Annotated in this window: 19 protein-coding genes and 1 tRNA gene; 14 read left to right on the forward strand and 6 right to left on the reverse strand. The window is 60.2% G+C overall.

The window, feature by feature from the left end; all coding sequences use genetic code 11:
• Position 1 precedes the first annotated feature (1 nt).
• A complete protein-coding gene (locus EOL43_RS12065; protein ID WP_133488933.1) occupies positions 2–451 on the reverse strand; it encodes a DMT family transporter in 450 nt (149 codons plus the stop codon).
• A gap of 117 nt (positions 452–568) precedes the next feature.
• On the opposite strand from EOL43_RS12065, the gene EOL43_RS12070 reads away from it, so the two are divergent.
• Positions 569–1423, forward strand: a complete 855-nt coding sequence (locus EOL43_RS12070) for a D-amino-acid transaminase (RefSeq protein WP_133488935.1) — start codon at positions 569–571, stop codon at positions 1421–1423.
• Positions 1424–1491: 68 nt separating this feature from the next.
• Here the strand turns inward: EOL43_RS12070 and parA are convergent, their stop codons facing one another.
• The 4 genes from parA to EOL43_RS12090 form a co-directional block, all read right to left on the reverse strand.
• Positions 1492–2157 carry a ParA family partition ATPase gene (gene parA / locus EOL43_RS12075; RefSeq protein ID WP_133488937.1) on the reverse strand — a complete coding sequence of 222 codons (666 nt, stop codon included), beginning with the start codon at positions 2155–2157 and terminating at the stop codon, positions 1492–1494.
• A 116-nt stretch (positions 2158–2273) separates the two neighbouring features.
• Entirely contained in the window at positions 2274–2588 is a 315-nt protein-coding gene (locus EOL43_RS12080) for a DUF1244 domain-containing protein (protein ID WP_133488939.1), read from the reverse strand.
• Between the two features lie 12 nt (positions 2589–2600).
• Positions 2601–2936, reverse strand: coding sequence for a 5-carboxymethyl-2-hydroxymuconate Delta-isomerase (locus tag EOL43_RS12085; RefSeq protein ID WP_133488941.1), 336 nt, complete (start codon positions 2934–2936; stop codon positions 2601–2603).
• Position 2937: 1 nt separating this feature from the next.
• On the reverse strand, positions 2938–3678 hold the full coding sequence (locus EOL43_RS12090; protein WP_133489349.1) for an N-formylglutamate amidohydrolase: 741 nt from the start codon (positions 3676–3678) through the stop codon (positions 2938–2940).
• Between the two features lie 161 nt (positions 3679–3839).
• Here EOL43_RS12090 and pyk point away from each other — a divergent pair, with 161 nt between their 5' ends.
• From pyk to EOL43_RS12115, 5 genes are all read left to right on the forward strand, one after another.
• Positions 3840–5279: a pyruvate kinase gene (pyk, locus tag EOL43_RS12095; protein WP_133488943.1), complete on the forward strand. Its 1440-nt coding sequence runs from the start codon at positions 3840–3842 to the stop codon at positions 5277–5279.
• Between the two features lie 61 nt (positions 5280–5340).
• Positions 5341–5577 (forward strand): hypothetical protein, encoded by a 237-nt coding sequence (locus EOL43_RS12100; RefSeq protein WP_133488945.1) that lies wholly within the window; start codon positions 5341–5343, stop codon positions 5575–5577.
• A 132-nt stretch (positions 5578–5709) separates the two neighbouring features.
• Positions 5710–5910, forward strand: a complete 201-nt coding sequence (gene rpmI / locus EOL43_RS12105; RefSeq protein ID WP_133488947.1) for a 50S ribosomal protein L35 — start codon at positions 5710–5712, stop codon at positions 5908–5910.
• A gap of 14 nt (positions 5911–5924) precedes the next feature.
• Positions 5925–6290 (forward strand): 50S ribosomal protein L20, encoded by a 366-nt coding sequence (gene rplT, locus EOL43_RS12110; RefSeq protein ID WP_133488949.1) that lies wholly within the window; start codon positions 5925–5927, stop codon positions 6288–6290.
• Between the two features lie 176 nt (positions 6291–6466).
• A complete protein-coding gene (locus EOL43_RS12115) occupies positions 6467–8008 on the forward strand; it encodes a hypothetical protein (RefSeq protein ID WP_133488951.1) in 1542 nt (513 codons plus the stop codon).
• A 17-nt stretch (positions 8009–8025) separates the two neighbouring features.
• On the opposite strand, the gene EOL43_RS12120 is transcribed toward EOL43_RS12115, so the two are convergent.
• Positions 8026–8361, reverse strand: coding sequence for a cupin domain-containing protein (locus EOL43_RS12120; protein ID WP_133488953.1), 336 nt, complete (start codon positions 8359–8361; stop codon positions 8026–8028).
• 149 nt (positions 8362–8510) lie between these two features.
• Between EOL43_RS12120 and EOL43_RS12125 the strand changes: the two genes are divergently transcribed.
• From EOL43_RS12125 to EOL43_RS12160, 8 genes are all read left to right on the forward strand, one after another.
• Complete coding sequence (locus tag EOL43_RS12125) at positions 8511–8861, forward strand: YciI family protein (protein ID WP_133488955.1); 351 nt, start codon at positions 8511–8513, stop codon at positions 8859–8861.
• A gap of 6 nt (positions 8862–8867) precedes the next feature.
• Positions 8868–10115 carry an RNA polymerase sigma factor gene (locus EOL43_RS12130; protein ID WP_133488957.1) on the forward strand — a complete coding sequence of 416 codons (1248 nt, stop codon included), beginning with the start codon at positions 8868–8870 and terminating at the stop codon, positions 10113–10115.
• A 70-nt stretch (positions 10116–10185) separates the two neighbouring features.
• The gene (gene pheS, locus EOL43_RS12135) at positions 10186–11259 is read left to right on the forward strand and encodes a phenylalanine--tRNA ligase subunit alpha (RefSeq protein WP_133488959.1); all 1074 of its coding nucleotides are present in this window, start codon (positions 10186–10188) and stop codon (positions 11257–11259) included.
• Positions 11256–11975: a hypothetical protein gene (locus EOL43_RS12140; RefSeq protein ID WP_133488961.1), complete on the forward strand. Its 720-nt coding sequence runs from the start codon at positions 11256–11258 to the stop codon at positions 11973–11975. Before pheS ends, EOL43_RS12140 begins: the two co-directional genes overlap by 4 nt.
• Positions 11972–14368, forward strand: coding sequence for a phenylalanine--tRNA ligase subunit beta (pheT, locus tag EOL43_RS12145; RefSeq protein ID WP_133488963.1), 2397 nt, complete (start codon positions 11972–11974; stop codon positions 14366–14368). Before EOL43_RS12140 ends, pheT begins: the two co-directional genes overlap by 4 nt.
• Positions 14369–14483: 115 nt before the next feature.
• On the forward strand, positions 14484–14933 hold the full coding sequence (locus tag EOL43_RS12150; RefSeq protein WP_133488965.1) for a YtoQ family protein: 450 nt from the start codon (positions 14484–14486) through the stop codon (positions 14931–14933).
• 130 nt (positions 14934–15063) lie between these two features.
• Positions 15064–15492 (forward strand): large conductance mechanosensitive channel protein MscL, encoded by a 429-nt coding sequence (gene mscL, locus EOL43_RS12155; protein ID WP_133488967.1) that lies wholly within the window; start codon positions 15064–15066, stop codon positions 15490–15492.
• Between the two features lie 142 nt (positions 15493–15634).
• Positions 15635–15711 (forward strand) — tRNA-Met (locus tag EOL43_RS12160).
• The last annotated feature ends 12 nt before the right edge of the window (positions 15712–15723 follow it).

Raw genomic sequence — 15723 nt, forward strand, 5'->3', positions numbered from 1 at the left:
GTCAGCCACGTCCTGCAATCTGGGTCAGAAAGACGCCCACGCCCATGACCGCAATCCCGGCAATGCGCCAGAAGGTCAGCGGCGTGACATTTGCGCCGAACAGACCGAAATGGTCGATGGCGGCAGCGGCGATCAACTGTCCGATCAGCACAAAGAACACGGCATTGCCGACGCCAAAGCTGGGCGCGACCCATGTGATGGTCAGCACGTAAAACGCCACAAGGCAGCCCGCGAAGAACAGGTGCGGCGGAGACCCCACCGCGCCTTTCAGCGACGCGCCGGACAAAAGGAACACAACGCCGGTGGTCAGAAATGCCACCACGAACAGGATCAAACCCGCCGCAATCGGCGACCCCATCCGCTGGCCCAAAGCGGCGTTCAGCGCGGCCAGAACCGGAATGCCAATTCCGGCGGTCAACATGATGGCGGCGGATTGCGTGGCGCTGGGCATGGGGTTTCCTTTGACTCTGGCGTCGGTATTTGTATCAACACCCCAAACAGGAAATGCCGCGCGGGTCAAATGGCCCGCAGCGTCACATGCCCGAGCGTCACATGAAGGAGACCTGACATGACCCGCACCGTTTACGTGAACGGAGAATACCTGCCCGAGACCGAAGCCAGCGTCTCGATCTTTGACCGTGGTTTCCTGTTTGCGGACGCGGTGTACGAAGTGACCAGCGTTCTGAATGGCAAGCTGATTGATTTCGAAGGTCACGCCGTGCGCTTGGCCCGTTCGCTGAACGAGCTGGGGATGGAGAACCCGATCTCGAAAGAGGATCTGTTGGAAGTGCACCGCGAACTGGTGCGCGTGAACGAGATCGATGAGGGTCTGGTCTATCTGCAAATCTCGCGCGGCGCCGACAGCGACCGTGATTTCGTGTTCCCGGACCCCGAGAAGGTGAAGCCGACCGTGGTGCTGTTTACCCAGAACAAGCCGGGTTTGGCCGCGACCGTGAAGCCGATGAAAGTGATCTCGATCGAGGATATCCGCTGGGGTCGTCGCGACATCAAGACCGTACAGCTGCTGTACCCGTCGATGGGCAAGATGATGGCCAAGGCCGCCGGTGCCGACGATGCGTGGCTGATCGAAGATGGCTATGTGACCGAAGGCACCTCGAACAACGTCTACATCGTGAAAGACGGCAAGATCATCACGCGCGGTCTGTCTAACGACATCCTGCACGGCATCACCCGTGCTGCCGTTCTGCGCTTCGCTGAAGAAGCCCAGATGGAGATTGAAGAGCGTAACTTCACCATCGAAGAAGCACAGAACGCCGATGAAGCTTTCTTTACCTCGGCCTCGGCTTTCGTGATGCCGGTTGTGGAAATCGACGGCCAAGCGCTGGGCGATGGCGCGCCGGGCAACGTGGCCCTGCGCCTGCGCGAGATTTATCTGGATGAGAGCCTGAAGAAGGCTGTGTAAGCCACAGGCAAATGAAATCCGAAGGGGCTGCAGTCGCGGCCCCTTTTTCGTTGCGAGTTGGCTCGGTTCTAAGCCAGTTGGCGCGCGGCGGTGGGTTCGAGGTTTAGGATAGCGGCCACTTCGTCAGCGAGCGCTCGTACTTCGTCTGCTGCGGGACCCGTCCTTTTGGCCTCAATCACACCTAGACCGCGGCCCAGTGCCTCGGCATAGATCACGCGGTGGGTAAGCGTGGATTGCAGCGATGTTGCCCCAAGTTCGACCACGGCGGCGGCGACTTGTTCGCCAACCCGCGTGCCGTTGCGGGTGCGGTTCATGACGACCTGGGTGGGCTTGCCCGCCCGGTCGGCCAAGTCCAGTACGTCGTTGGTGGCCCAAACATCGGCCTGACTGGCCGAGACGGGGACCAACACCAAGTCCGACTCACTTAGCACCCAGCGCACGTCGCTGTCGGCTTTGGGGGGTGTGTCGATCAGGATGATGTCGGCCTGTTCTTTGACCCCGCGAACGGCGCGCGAGATGCCATAGGCGGTCGCGGTTGCGAACTGAAGGTTGTCATCCTCGCCCAGAGATTCCTCGCGGATATCCAACCACTTACCAAGACTGCCTTGGGGGTCGGTGTCCAGCAGGGCCACGCTTTTGCCCTGCGACAGGAACGCGATTGCCAGGTTCGAGACGAGCGTTGTTTTGCCCGCGCCACCTTTCTGCTGCGCCACGCAGATGATCCGACTGCTCATTGGTCAAGCCTCCAAATGTCTTTTCTGCGGTGCAGCATACCACTTGGAAGGGATGAGCGATAGGATATATTGCAGGGAAGTTTCCGGGAAAATCACCCGGAAACCTCCGGTGATGCTTACTGCTTATCCGTCACGTTCTCCTTAAACGCCACTTCGAACGCGGCCTGCTTTTCGGGGCTGGCGTCGGTTTGATAGTTCGCCTTCCACTCGGCCATGGTCATGCCATAGAAGGCTTCGCGACCCTCGTCCTTCGACATCTCGATGCCGCGTTCGTTGGCGGCTTCCTGATACCAGCGGGCAAGGCAGTTGCGGCAGAAGCCGGCAAGGTTCATCAGGTCGATGTTCTGGGCGTCGGTGCGGTCTTCCATCAGGTGCTTTTGCAGGCGGCGGAAAGCGGCGGCTTCGATCTCGATACGGGTCTGGTCGTCCATGTGGGTCACTCCTTAGAGAACGTCTTTGGCATAGGAAGGGCTGAGGTCTTCGACGTCAACGGATAGGTTGGCAATCTGCGGCAGATGGGTGCGCATGATGGCCACGATCAGCCCGGCAAGGTCGGATTTCACGGCTTCCGAACGCCCGGGAAGAAGCGCGAATTGCGCGTGCGCAAAGCTTTGCGCCTCGGTGCCCAATACCGCATAGGCGACCGGAAGCGCCCGGATTTTGATCGAGCTTGGATCGGGGATGGCGTCATGGGATGACAGCGCGTCAAGCAGCGCCTCGCACAGGGGTTGCATGCCCGTTTCGGCCTCGCCGGTATATTCGATGCGGATATGCGGCATGTCAGAGCCCCGTTTCGGCCAGAGTTTCCATCAGCATCGGTGCGAGTCGTTCGGCCCAGGCGCGTTGCTGCTCTTCCGTTTCGATCAGGTCGTTGCGGATCTCGATCAACACGTTGGGGCGCTTTTGTAGCACTGCGTGACGGTCGATGCTATCGCCATCCAGATGACCGCCGTAGGGTTCGTTCTCGCCGACGCACAGATCAGGCTCTTGCGCGAGCTTCGCGATCAGAGGTGTGGCAAGGCGGCTGTCTTTCTCGTGCAGAACCGCCACATGCCAAGGGCGCGGGTCGCGGCCGTTCAGCTGCGGCGTATAAGAGTGCATTGCCACGATCACTGTGTTGTCCTGACGGGCGGCCATATCGGCCAATGCATTGTGATAGGGGCGGTGGAACGCGTCCAGACGGCGGGCCTTCTCAGACGCATCCGCATGGCGGTTCGCGGGGATTACGGTGCCGTCATAGAGCTTCATCAGAAGCGTCGGATCATCCTCGCCCCGGTTCGGGTCGATCACAAGGCGCGAAAAGTTGGATAGGATCGCAGGCGCGTCCAGAAGTTCGGCCAGATGGATGCTGACCCCAGCGGCGCCAACGTCATAGGCGATGTGGCGGTTCATATCTTCGGGCGCGATGCCCAGATCGCCGCCTCCGACGCAAGAGGGCACGGTGTTTGCAGCATGATCGCAGGTGATCAGCCAGCGCGAAGGCCGATCCGGCCCGTGAACGTGAAATGGAAGGTATGTCATGATGGTGTTGTTATTCTGATTCATATCCCCTTTAAGCGAGGTCAAAGCCGAGCGCTACATGTGAGCGCTAACATTTTGTTGTCAGCGCTAACAAAATAGGGCATAGAGCGGCTAACCCCGCGTAAGAAATGCCCGTGCAAGAAAAGAAAGAGAGGTGCGCCGTGAGACGCCATCGTAATGTCAAGATCGTCGCAACACTTGGTCCGTCTTCCAGTGACTACGATACAATTCGTGCGCTGTTCGAGGCCGGGGCCGATGTCTTCCGCATGAATATGTCCCACGGCACCCATGACGAGCAGCGCGCGCGTCACGCCTTGGTGCGTCAGGTCGAGAAGGATCTGGATCGCCCGATCGCGATTCTGGCCGACCTTCAGGGACCGAAGCTGCGCTGCGGTGTGTTCGCCGCGGGCGCTGCGGATATCGAAGAGGGGCAGGAGTTTCGTTTCGATCTGGACGAGACCCCCGGTGAAGGACACCGCGTCTGCCTGCCGCACCCCGAAATCTTTGAAGCGCTGAAGCCCGGATCGACCCTTCTGGTGAATGACGGCAAGCTGCGCCTGAAGGTCAAGACCTGCGGCCCGGACTTTGCTGATTGCGAGGTCGAGGTTGGCGGAACGATCTCGGACCGCAAGGGCGTGAACGTGCCGGACGTGGTGCTGCCGCTGGCGGCGCTGTCCGACAAGGACCGCGCGGATTTGGAATTCGCCTGTCAGCTGGGTGTGGACTGGCTGGCGCTGAGCTTCGTACAGCGTCCCGAGGACGTGGAAGAGGCGCGCGATCTGGCCAAAGGGCGTGCCGCCGTGCTGTCGAAGATCGAAAAGCCCGCCGCCGTGGATGCCTTCGCCGAGATTCTGAAGGCCTCGGACGGGATCATGGTTGCCCGTGGCGATCTTGGGGTAGAGCTACCCGTGCACGCGGTGCCGCCGATCCAGAAGCGTTTGGTGCATGACTGCCGCCGCGCAGGGAAGCCGGTGATTGTTGCCACGCAGATGCTGGAAAGCATGATCGAAAGCCCGATGCCCACGCGGGCCGAGGTCTCGGACGTTGCAAACGCGATTTATGACGGTGCGGATGCGGTGATGCTGTCGGCGGAAAGTGCCGCCGGCCAGTACCCGGTCGAGGCTGTGGCCACCATGAACGCCGTTGCGGTCGAGGTCGAAAGCGACGAGACCTATCTGGAACAGGTCGAGGCATCGCGCGTGGCGAGCCGCTCGGGCATCAACGACGCGATCGTCGCCGCCGCGCGTGAAATCGCGGAAACCACGGACATCAAGGCGATCTGCTGCTTTACCCAGTCGGGCACTACGGCGCTTTTGACCTCGCGGGAACGTCCCCGCGTGCCAATCATCGCGCTAACTCCGCTGCGCGGCACGGCCCGTCGTCTGTGCCTGTCCTGGGGCACCAACTGTTTCGTGACGGCTGGTGCGGTCGAACGCTTCAAAGCGGCCGTTGTGTCCGCAGCGCGCGCCGCCCGCAGCGCTGGTTTTGCCGAGGAAACCGACCAGATCGTTGTGACCGCTGGTGTGCCCTTCAACGTGCCCGGAACCACCAACATTCTGCGCGTAGCCCCTTGTGATGAAAGTATGATCTACGCAACCTGACCGATCTGTGCTATCCTTGATGCAAGGGGCTCAAGGTGGTTTCATCGTTGGAGGTTATTGCGTGACCTATGATACCTTTTTCGTCGTCGGGCTTTTCATTTTGGTGTTGGCTGTGCCCGCAATCTTGGGCGCATTTCGGCGCGGAGAAGCCCCGCGCGTTCCGGCTATCTTGGTATTGATCGGCGGTGGGCTGATCGTTGTCGCAATCGGTGCGAAACCCAATGCCTATTCGATCAGTACGATCCCGCAAGTCATCGACTCGGTGATTAGCCATTTTATTGCGTATTTGCGGACCTAAGTGACGGCCCATTTCCACGCAAAAAACGCTTGCGAGTCGGGCGATCTGCCCCTATACGGCCAACTTCATGTGCGCGTGGGCTAGTGTGGCATGCCCGCCGTGCATCAACGTAACCTTTAATTGGAGACGAAAATGCCCAAGATGAAGACCAAATCGAGCGCCAAAAAGCGCTTCAAGGTAAGCGCGACCGGCAAGGTCCGCGCAGGTCAGGCCGGCAAACGCCACGGCATGATCAAACGTACCAACAAGTTCCTGCGTAACGCACGCGGCAACACCACCCTGTCCGCCCCCGACGCCAAGATCGTCAAGGGCTACATGCCCTACGACCGCTAAGAGGAGATACTAATATGTCCCGCGTAAAAGGTGGAACCACAACCCACGCCCGTCACCGTAAAGTCGTCAAGGCCGCTAAAGGCTATTACGGCCGTCGTAAGAGCAACTTCAAAGTTGCCCGTCAGGCCGTCGACAAGGCGAACCAGTATGCAACCCGTGACCGTAAGAACCGCAAGCGTCAGTTCCGTGCGCTGTGGATCCAGCGTATCAACGCTGCTGTCCGTTCGCATGACGAGGCTCTGACATATTCGCGCTTCATCAACGGCCTGAACCTGGCTGGTGTTGAAGTCGACCGTAAAGTGCTGGCCGACCTGGCCGTACACGAGCCCGATGCATTCGGTGCAATCGTCGAAAAAGCGAAAGCTGCTCTGGCTGCCTAAGCCTGATTTCAGCGAAGAATTCGAAAGCCGCGAGGGGACACCTTCGCGGCTTTTTCGTATGATGGTGCGATTTTGCCGCTGCTGCTTACCCGAAGGGCTACTGTGATCAACTTAACATTGCGGCGGGTGGCATTCGCGCTAGGTTGCCAGTGGGCAGTGTATGTGAAGGCACATCTATGTTGAGACGGATTTCGGGCGACACTCTTGCAGTTTTCGGTGCGCTTGCCGTGCTGGCCTATCTTCTGTCCAAGCACAGCGGCTTTTTTCACGATGATGCCTATATCACCCTACGCTACGCGCGCACCTTTGCGGAAACCGGCTTGATCCAGTGGAACCCCGGCGAATGGGCCGAGGGCTACACAAGCTTACTGCACGTGGTGCTGACCGGCTGGGTCATACGGCTTGGCGCTTCGGCAGTTGCGGCGGCGCAGGCGGTGAATGCCATTGCGGCTTTTGTCTTGCTGGCGGCGACGGCTGTCGCAGCGCGTGCGGTGCTGCCGGGCCGGGAAAACTGGCTGGGACGGGCGCTGACAGTGCTGACGATTGCGGGTTCAACCCCGATTGCGCTCTGGGTGCTCGGCGGGCTCGAGGCGGTGGTCGTCGCAGCGCTGCTTGCCAGTGGCGTGGCCGCGTTGCTGACCTATCTACGCCAACCGCGCCCCGTTTTGCTGGCGTTGGCAGCCATCGCCTATGCGCTGGCCGTGCTGACGCGGTTGGATGCATCTGTGTTCATCGCGGGCTCGGGGCTGGGTCTGCTGGTGGCCGGGCCGGGGACCAAATCCGCCCGCGTGATGGGGGCTGCACTCGTTGTTGGCATCCCGGCGGCGGTCTCGTTCATTCAGATGGGGATCCGCTGGCAGATCTATGGAGAGCTCTTCCCCCTGACCTTTTATGCCAAAGCCGATCTGCCCCTGCCGGAAAAGCTTCTGAACGGTGCCGAGTATCTGTCCGATATGCTGGTGACGATCCCGACCTTGGGCATTGCCTTGGGTGCTGCGGTGATCCTTCGGAAAACCGTACGGTCCAACCCGGCTGTGCCGTTCCTGCTGTGCGCGACGGTGTTGCAGCTGCTCTATATCTGTTGGGCCGGGGGCGATCATATGCCGTGGGCGCGGATGCTGGTGCCGCTGCTTGCGCCGCTGGCCCTGTTGCTTCTGGCCAGCCTGTCCGCGATGGCGCTGCGCACGCGGAATATCGTCGTCGGGGCCTCGGCTGCTGCGACCTTGGTTGTGGCCTTGGTCGAGCCTCCGAAAACGCGCGACCACGCCGCCCATTTCGGCGAGATCATCGGCCGCCACATCGACACCACATGGCCGGAAGGCATCACGATTGCGGTGAATACGGCGGGCTCGACCCCGTTCTTTGCCGGTCAGAATCGTATCTTTATCGACATGCTGGGGCTGAATGATCCGGTGATCGCCAAACGCAAAAACGTCCCCGTATTGACCGAGCGCCAAAGCTGGCCGGGTCACGCCAAAGGGGACGGCGCCTATGTGCTGTCCCGCGCGCCCGACCGGATCATCATCGGCCCAGCCCACGGCGTCGAAGTCTCGGACGCGTGGTTCCTGTCAGGAAAGGAACTGGAAATCCTGCCCGAGTTCGCCCGGTGCTACCAGCAGGTGATCGAACCGGTCCACTATTCGAAAGAGCTTGCCGCAAGGGGCGAAGAGGCGCCGAACCCGCTTCGGTTCCTCTATTACACGCGGGTGTGTCCCTAGGGGCGGCGACGTGGCCGCTATTCCTTGATTGGGTATCGATCAGCCTCGGCAAAGACGTCGATGGCGCGCGTTCCAGCCTTAATGCGGCCGCCATGTACGACACCATCGGGGATATTGTAGCTGTCACCGGCCCTGTAGGTTCGTGTCTCGCCGCCAATGGTCAGTTCGATCTCGCCTTCGACAACGGTGCCCCATTGCGGTCCGTGTGAATGCGGCGGAAGCTCCATGTCTTTCAGGAAGGTGAGGAAGGCAACCAAGCCGTTGTCTGATCGAACGGCAGATGTTTGCACCACATCTTCGGGGAAGGGGACGTCCATGCCGGGCAATTCTGTGATGAAATCTGGAAAGGGCATAATGAATCCTTCTGATTAAATTGTTCCGTCAGGAGTTAATAATTACACGAATTTGAAAGAAACTCAGTCCAACTGTCGATTTTGCCGATCCCCAAACGTCTGGTACACAGAAAGGCATAGACCTTTCCCAACAGACGAAAGGAAAACCGATGCAATATATCTGTTTGATTTATAATGCCGAGGATAACGGCCCGCAGCCCGGCACCGACGAATTTGGCCCCTATATGCAGGCATATATGGACTATACGCAGGAAGTGCAGGACGCAGGCGTGATGGTCGGCGGCGAAGCCCTTAATCCGGTGGCGACCGCCACCACCGTGTCCGTGCGGAACGGCAAGACCGAGGTCGTGGACGGTCCCTTTGCCGAAACCAAAGAGCAGCTGGGCGGGTACTATATCCTCGATTGCAAGGACCTGGACGAGGCGCTGAAATACGCCGCCAAGATTCCAGATGCCCAATATGGCCGGGTGGAAGTCCGTCCGATCATGGTCTTCGATTGATCCCACATGCTGCCCCCGGTTGATGTTCAGGCGCAGGTCACGCGGTTGATCCGCGAAGACTGGGGGCGCATCCTCTCGGCGCTTGTGTCGTCCATTGGCGACTACGCGCTGGCCGAGGATAGCTTGCAGGACGCGGTTATCAAAGCGCTTGAGGTCTGGCCCGAGAAAGGCGCGCCGCGTCATCCGGACGCGTGGATGATCTCGGTCGCGAAACGCAAAGCTCTGGATCGTCTGCGCCGCAGTGCCACCGCGACCCGGAAAGAGGCTGAACTGACCCTCTGGCTTGAACAGCACCAAAGCGATCCCGAGGACACGCCGATGCTGATTACCGACCACCGGCTGGAACTGATCTATACCTGCTGCCACCCCGCGCTCGAGGAAAAATCCCGCGTGGCCCTGACCTTGCGCGCGCTGGGCGGGCTGACCACGGCCGAGATCGCCCGCGCGTTTCTGGACAAAACCGATGCCATGGCCGCCCGCCTGACCCGTGCCAAGAAAAAGCTCGCGGGCGCTGGTATCCCCTTCAAACTGCCCGAGCCCGAGGACCTGCATGACCGCACCGATGCCGTGTTGCGCGTCGTCTATCTGATTTTCAACGAAGGTTATCAGGCATCCGACGGCCAGCTGACCCGTGGCGATCTGGTGGCCGAAGCGATCCGGCTGGGGCGCATCCTGACCGGCCTCTTGCCTGACCATGCGGAGGCGCACGGCCTTCTGGCCCTGATGCTGCTGGGCGAAAGTCGACGGTTGGCGCGGCAGGGGCAGGGTGGGGCCTTCATTCCGCTGGAGCTTCAAAACCGTGCCCGCTGGGACCGCGCCAAGATCGCCGAGGGGCTGGAGTTGGTTGAAACCACCCTCTCGATGGGCCGCGCGGGGCCGTATGCGCTTCAGGCGGCGATCAGCGCGGTGCACGCGCAGGCAGACGATTTTGCGTCGACCGACTGGGCGCAGATCGTGGCGCTCTATGACGTGCTTTATGCTCGCCAGCCCAACCCGGTCCTAAAGATCAATCAGGCCGTGGCGCTGTCCTATGCCGACAGCCCACAGGCGGGGCTGGCCCTGCTGAACTCGGTCGAAGCGGAGGGCAAATTCGCCCGCTACCAGCCCTTCCATGCCTGCCGCGCCGACCTTCTGGCCCGCCTTGGCCGCGACCACGATGCCGCCGAAAGCTATCGCACGGCCATCGCCCTGTCCGACGTCCCCGCGCAAGCAGCGTTCCTTGAAAGCCGCCTTCACGCATTGAACGCGCCCTGAACCCCTTCCCCCGCTTGCCATTTTGCCCTCTATTCGCTAGCTGGAAGCGGTGCGAAGCAAAGGGACCGAGATGGACGAGCTCAGAACAAAATATCTGGACGCAATCGGTGGGGCTGCGGATGAGGCAGCGCTGGAAGATATCCGCGTGCAGGCGGTCGGCAAAAAGGGCGAAGTCGCCCTGAAAATGCGCGAGCTGGGCAAGATGACGCCCGAGGAACGCCAAGTGGCCGGCCCCAAGCTGAACGCGCTGAAGGACGAGATCAACTCGGCCATCGCCGCCAAGAAATCCGCGCTGGCCGATGCCGCACTGGACGAACGCCTGCGCACCGAATGGCTGGACGTCACCCTGCCGGGCCGCCCGCAGCGCCAAGGCTCGATCCACCCAATCAGCCAAGTGACCGAGGAAATCTCGGCCATCTTCGGTGACATGGGCTTCTCGGTCGCGGAAGGTCCGCAGATCGAAAGTGATTGGTATAACTTCGACGCCCTGAACATCCCGCCGCACCACCCTGCGCGGCAGGAGTTCGACACGTTCTACATGCACCGCGACGAAGGCGACAACCGCCCGCCGCACGTGCTGCGCACCCACACATCGCCGGTGCAAATCCGCGCGATGGAGAAGACCGGCGCACCGATCCGCGTGATTGCACCGGGCCGCGTCTATCGCTCGGATTACGACCAGACCCACACCCCGATGTTCCATCAGGTCGAGGGGCTGGCGATCGACAAAGACATCTCGATGGCGAACCTGAAATGGACGCTGGAAGAATTCTGCCGCGCCTTCTTTGAAATCGACGGCATCGAACTGCGCTTCCGCGCGTCACATTTTCCCTTCACCGAGCCGTCGGCCGAAGTCGACATCCGCTGCTCGTGGGAAGGCGGCACCCTGAAACTGGGCGAGGGCGACGACTGGATGGAAATCCTCGGCTCTGGCATGGTGCACCCCAAAGTGCTGTCGGCAGCGGGCGTGAACCCCGACGAGTGGCAAGGCTTTGCCTTCGGTCTGGGCATCGACCGTCTGGCCATGCTGAAATACGGCATCCCCGACCTGCGCGCGTTCTTTGATTCAGACCTGCGCTGGCTGCGCCACTATGGCTTCAGCTCGCTTGATGTTCCAACTATGCGTGGAGGGCTGAGTAGGTGATCGACGGACGTGATGCCTTACTTCTATTTGGGGGTATATTGGCTGCGGTTGTCGGTCGATTGCTCTGGAGATCAGTTGAAAAATGGCTGAATGGAGAAGCTAGGCTAATTTGGTTTCGAACCCACAATGACAGTTCAGGTATGGAAAGTGCTCTCCATATTACTGTTGATCAACTGCTCGAAGATGCGAAGCAGGTGAACCAAGAAAAATGGGCTTCGTGGGGCTTCAAGGAGATCAGAGAGCGCTTCGATGACCCCATCAGATCCACCGCCGTCGTCGTATACAATGACGGGAAAGTGAATTCGGCAGAAGTCTCGATACTAGTTTCCCAGAAACCTCAAAGATTTAGCGTAGATCCAGATGTTCCGGTTCAGTTTCGTGAGGTTGCAAACGGATCGTATGAATATCTTCTGCCCCCAATCGAACCGAAGAAGCAAACAAAGGCCACCTTTAGAGGGATCGACTTTAGTTCAGTTACATCTGTTACTTCGAGTGGGGGTGAAGTGGAAAGATACACCTACTCTGATCTCATACCGATAGCTTTCATTAAGCGCAAAAAGTCGGATTGGCAGTCGAGGTTGGGGAATGTTGTCGTGGCAAGTCTTGCTCTTGCGGCTGTTGTCATTTCGATAGTAGGCATCGGCACGAATAAATACGCAGCTGGTGGCCCTAAGTTAGAAGTGCAAGACAGCCGGATTTCGGAGAAAAGCGAATGAAATTCACAATCTCTTGGTTGAAAGACCACCTCGACACCGACGCGAGCGTCGATGAGATCGCCGATGCCTGCACCGATCTGGGGCTCGAGGTTGAGGATATCTTCAACCCCATGGACCGTCTGGGCGCCTTCACCATCGCCAAGGTGAAATCGGCCGAGAAGCACCCCGATGCCGACCGTCTGCGTGTCTGCACGGTCGAGACGAACGAGGGCGAAAAGCAGATCGTTTGCGGTGCGCCGAATGCGCGCGAGGGCATCACCGTGGTGCTGGCCAAACCCGGCGACTATGTACCCGGCATCGACGTGACGCTCTCGGTTGGTAAAATCCGCGGCGTGGAAAGCCACGGCATGATGGCCTCCGAGCGCGAGCTGGAGCTGTCGGACGAGCATGACGGCATTATCGAGCTGCCTTCGGGCGAGGTGGGCGAGAAATTCGTCGACTGGCTGGCCGCCAATGACCCGACCAAGGTGGACCCGGTGATCGAGATTGCGATCACGCCGAACCGCCCCGATGCGCTGGGCGTACGCGGCATTGCGCGCGACTTGGCCGCCCGTGGTCTGGGGACGCTGAAGCCTCTGAAAGAGCACAAGGTTGAAGGCAACGGCCCCAGCCCAATCAACGTAACCATTGATGACGACACCCGCGATGATGCGCCCGTCTTCATGGGCCGTCTGATCAAAGGCGTGAAGAACGGCCCGTCGCCTGCGTGGTTGCAGGCGCGTCTGAAAGCGGTTGGGCTGCGCCCGATCTCGGCCCTTGTCGATGTGACCAACTTCTTCACCTACGACATGAACCGCCCGCTGCACGTGTTTGATGCCGACAAGGTCAAAGGCGACCTGCGCGTGCATCGCGCGAAGGGTGGCGAGACCCTGATGGGTCTGGACGAGAAGGAATACACCTTCCCCGAGGGCGCCGTCGTGATCTCGGACGCGGAAGGCGTTGAATCGATTGCGGGCATCATGGGCGGTCTGCCCACGGGCTGTACCGAAGAGACTACGAACGTCTTCCTTGAGGCCGCTGTCTGGGACACGATCCAGATCGCGAAAACCGGCCGTGCGCTGAAGATCAACTCGGACGCGCGGTATCGCAATGAGCGCGGCATCGACCCGGAATATAACGCCCCGGCGATCGAGGCCGCGACCCAGATGATCCTTGATCTCTGCGGGGGCGAGGCATCGGATGTTGTAGTCGCTGGCGAAGTGCCGGACGTCTCGCGCGCCTATAAGCTGGACACCGACCGCGTGCAGTCGCTGGTGGGCATGGACATTCCCGCCGATGAGCAGCGCAAGACACTAACTGCGCTGGGCTTCACGCTGGAAGGCGACATGGCCCATGTGCCGTCGTGGCGTCCTGACGTGCTCGGCGAAGCCGATCTGGTCGAGGAAGTCGCCCGTGTGGCATCCCTGACCAAGCTGGTCGGCAAGCCCCTGCCGCGCAGCCATGTTGGCGTGCCCAAAGCGATCCTGACCCCGATGCAAAAGCGCGAAGGCATTGCGCGGCGCACCGTGGCGGCGCTGGGCTACAATGAATGTGTGACCTACAGCTTCATTGATCAGGCCAGCGCGGAACGCTTTGGCACCGGTGGCGATGACGTAGCTTTGGCGAACCCGATCTCGTCCGAGATGAGCCACATGCGCCCGTCGCTGCTGCCCGGTCTGCTGCAAGCCGCCGCTCGCAACCAAGCGCGCGGTTTCATGGATCTGGCCTTGTTCGAGGTCGGCCCGGTTTTCCACGGTGGCGAGCCGGATGAGTACGAGCAGATGGTCACCGGTATCCTCGTCGGTCACACCGGCCCGCGCGACCGTTTCGGCGCGCGTCGCCCGGTCGACACCTATGACGCCAAAGCAGATGTCGAGGCTGTGCTGGCCGCCATAGGCGCGCCCGCCAAGCTGACCTTCGTGCGCGATATGAACGCGTGGTGGCACCCGGGCCGCTCGGCCAAGCTGGGTCTGGGTCCGAAGAACATCCTTGGCGCGTTTGGCGAGCTGCACCCGAAGACAATCGCTGAGATGGACGTGAAAGGTCCCGTCGTGGCCTTCGCAGTGCATCTGGCCAAAGTGCCGTTCCCGAAAGCCAAAGGCACGGGCCGCGCGGCGCTGGGCGCGTCCGATTTGCAGCCTGTCGAACGTGATTTTGCCTTCGTTGTTGACGCCAATGTGGAAGCCATCAATCTGGTGAATGCCGCCGCAGGTGCCGACAAGGCGCTGATCACGGATGTGAACGTCTTTGACGAATTCATCGGCGGATCGCTGGGTGAGGACAAGAAATCCCTCGCCATCACCGTACGCCTGCAACCGCGTGACGCGACGCTGACCGACAAGGACATCGAGGCGGTTAGCCAGAAGATCGTCCAGAAGGTCGAGAAAGCCACGGGCGGAAGCCTGCGCGGCTAAATCTTTCGCCGGGGCGCTTTGCGGCCCGGCACACGCCCGCCCGCCCCATGGCGGGCGTGTTCCACGCCCACCCGTGCGGTCGCGTGCCTAACGTCTGGGGATGAAAGGACTTCCTATGACTCTTTCCGTTTATCTTTCCGGCGAAATCCACACCGATTGGCGCGAGCAGATCGTCGACGGCGCCAAGGATCTGGACGTCACCTTCTCGGCCCCTGTCACCGATCACGATGCCTCGGACGATTGCGGTGTGGCCATTCTGGGTGAAGAGCCCAACAAGTACTGGCACGACCACAAAGGCGCGATGATCAACGCCATCCGCACCCGGAAGGGGATCGAGGATGCAGACGTGGTCGTCGTCCGCTTTGGCGAGAAATACCGCCAGTGGAACGCAGCCTTCGACGCTGGCTATGCGGCTGCCAAGGGCAAGTCGCTGATCATCCTGCAAATGCCCGAACATGATCACGCCTTGAAAGAGGTCGATGCCGCAGCACTTGCCGTCGCCCGCGAGCCTGCGCAAGTGGTCGAGATTCTGGCCTATGTGCTGAACGGCACCCTCCCAAGCTGACCCTGACGTCAGCTTGCGGTGACGTCAGTCAGATTTTTCCCCAGCAAAAATTCGCGGTCTCCGTGTATATTTGGCCCTAATGCGAACAGGATCATGCATGGTGCACGATCACGAAACATACGGGGACAGTATGCTTAAAGAATTCAAGGATTTCATCGCCAAGGGCAATGTCATGGACATGGCTGTTGGTATCATCATCGGTGCCGCCTTCACCGCGATCGTCAAATCTATGGTCGACGATTTGATCAATCCCTTTATCGGTCTGTTCACCGGTGGTGTGGATTTCACCAACAAATATGCGGTGCTGGCAGGCGATGTCGCCGCAGGCGCGTCGCTTGAAGCCGCGCGCGAGGCGGGCGCTTCGGTCTTCGCCTATGGCGCCTTCCTCATGGCCGTGATCAACTTCCTGATCATCGCATGGGTTGTCTTTATGCTGGTTAAGATGGTCAACAAGGCCAAGGAGGCCGCCGAGAAGGAACAAGAAGCCGTGGAAGAGGCCCCCGCAGGCCCCAGCGAACTGGATCTGCTGACCGAGATTCGCGACGCTTTGAAGAAATAAAACGGGCCCAATTGGACCGCGAAAGGGCGTCGGAAAAACCGGCGCCCTTTTGTTTGAAATTTCTGCGCCCGTTTGCCGATTTCTGGCGTTTTTCGTTTGACACTGGCAGCGTGCCGGAATATTCGGACCTCCGATATGAGATGGCGTGGTAGCTCAGCTGGTTAGAGCACAGCACTCATAATGCTGGGGTCGGCGGTTCAAGTCCGCCCCACGCTACCATCTCAATCCTGA

This window comes from Aliiroseovarius marinus, assembly GCF_004360145.1.
Classification (GTDB): Bacteria; Pseudomonadota; Alphaproteobacteria; order Rhodobacterales; family Rhodobacteraceae; genus Aliiroseovarius; species Aliiroseovarius marinus.

What these genes read in the sequence shown, in the direction of transcription:
- EOL43_RS12065 (WP_133488933.1), bottom strand. Translation starts at nt 451, where the DNA reads ATGCCCAGCGCCACGCAATCCGCCGCCATCATGTTGACCGCCGGAATT.
- EOL43_RS12070 (WP_133488935.1), top strand. Translation starts at nt 569, where the DNA reads ATGACCCGCACCGTTTACGTGAACGGAGAATACCTGCCCGAGACCGAA.
- parA (WP_133488937.1), bottom strand. Translation starts at nt 2,157, where the DNA reads ATGAGCAGTCGGATCATCTGCGTGGCGCAGCAGAAAGGTGGCGCGGGC.
- EOL43_RS12080 (WP_133488939.1), bottom strand. Translation starts at nt 2,588, where the DNA reads ATGGACGACCAGACCCGTATCGAGATCGAAGCCGCCGCTTTCCGCCGC.
- EOL43_RS12085 (WP_133488941.1), bottom strand. Translation starts at nt 2,936, where the DNA reads ATGCCGCATATCCGCATCGAATATACCGGCGAGGCCGAAACGGGCATG.
- EOL43_RS12090 (WP_133489349.1), bottom strand. Translation starts at nt 3,678, where the DNA reads ATGACATACCTTCCATTTCACGTTCACGGGCCGGATCGGCCTTCGCGC.
- rpmI (WP_133488947.1), top strand. Translation starts at nt 5,710, where the DNA reads ATGCCCAAGATGAAGACCAAATCGAGCGCCAAAAAGCGCTTCAAGGTA.
- rplT (WP_133488949.1), top strand. Translation starts at nt 5,925, where the DNA reads ATGTCCCGCGTAAAAGGTGGAACCACAACCCACGCCCGTCACCGTAAA.
- EOL43_RS12115 (WP_133488951.1), top strand. Translation starts at nt 6,467, where the DNA reads ATGTTGAGACGGATTTCGGGCGACACTCTTGCAGTTTTCGGTGCGCTT.
- EOL43_RS12120 (WP_133488953.1), bottom strand. Translation starts at nt 8,361, where the DNA reads ATGCCCTTTCCAGATTTCATCACAGAATTGCCCGGCATGGACGTCCCC.
- EOL43_RS12125 (WP_133488955.1), top strand. Translation starts at nt 8,511, where the DNA reads ATGCAATATATCTGTTTGATTTATAATGCCGAGGATAACGGCCCGCAG.
- EOL43_RS12130 (WP_133488957.1), top strand. Translation starts at nt 8,868, where the DNA reads ATGCTGCCCCCGGTTGATGTTCAGGCGCAGGTCACGCGGTTGATCCGC.
- pheS (WP_133488959.1), top strand. Translation starts at nt 10,186, where the DNA reads ATGGACGAGCTCAGAACAAAATATCTGGACGCAATCGGTGGGGCTGCG.
- pheT (WP_133488963.1), top strand. Translation starts at nt 11,972, where the DNA reads ATGAAATTCACAATCTCTTGGTTGAAAGACCACCTCGACACCGACGCG.
- EOL43_RS12150 (WP_133488965.1), top strand. Translation starts at nt 14,484, where the DNA reads ATGACTCTTTCCGTTTATCTTTCCGGCGAAATCCACACCGATTGGCGC.
- mscL (WP_133488967.1), top strand. Translation starts at nt 15,064, where the DNA reads ATGCTTAAAGAATTCAAGGATTTCATCGCCAAGGGCAATGTCATGGAC.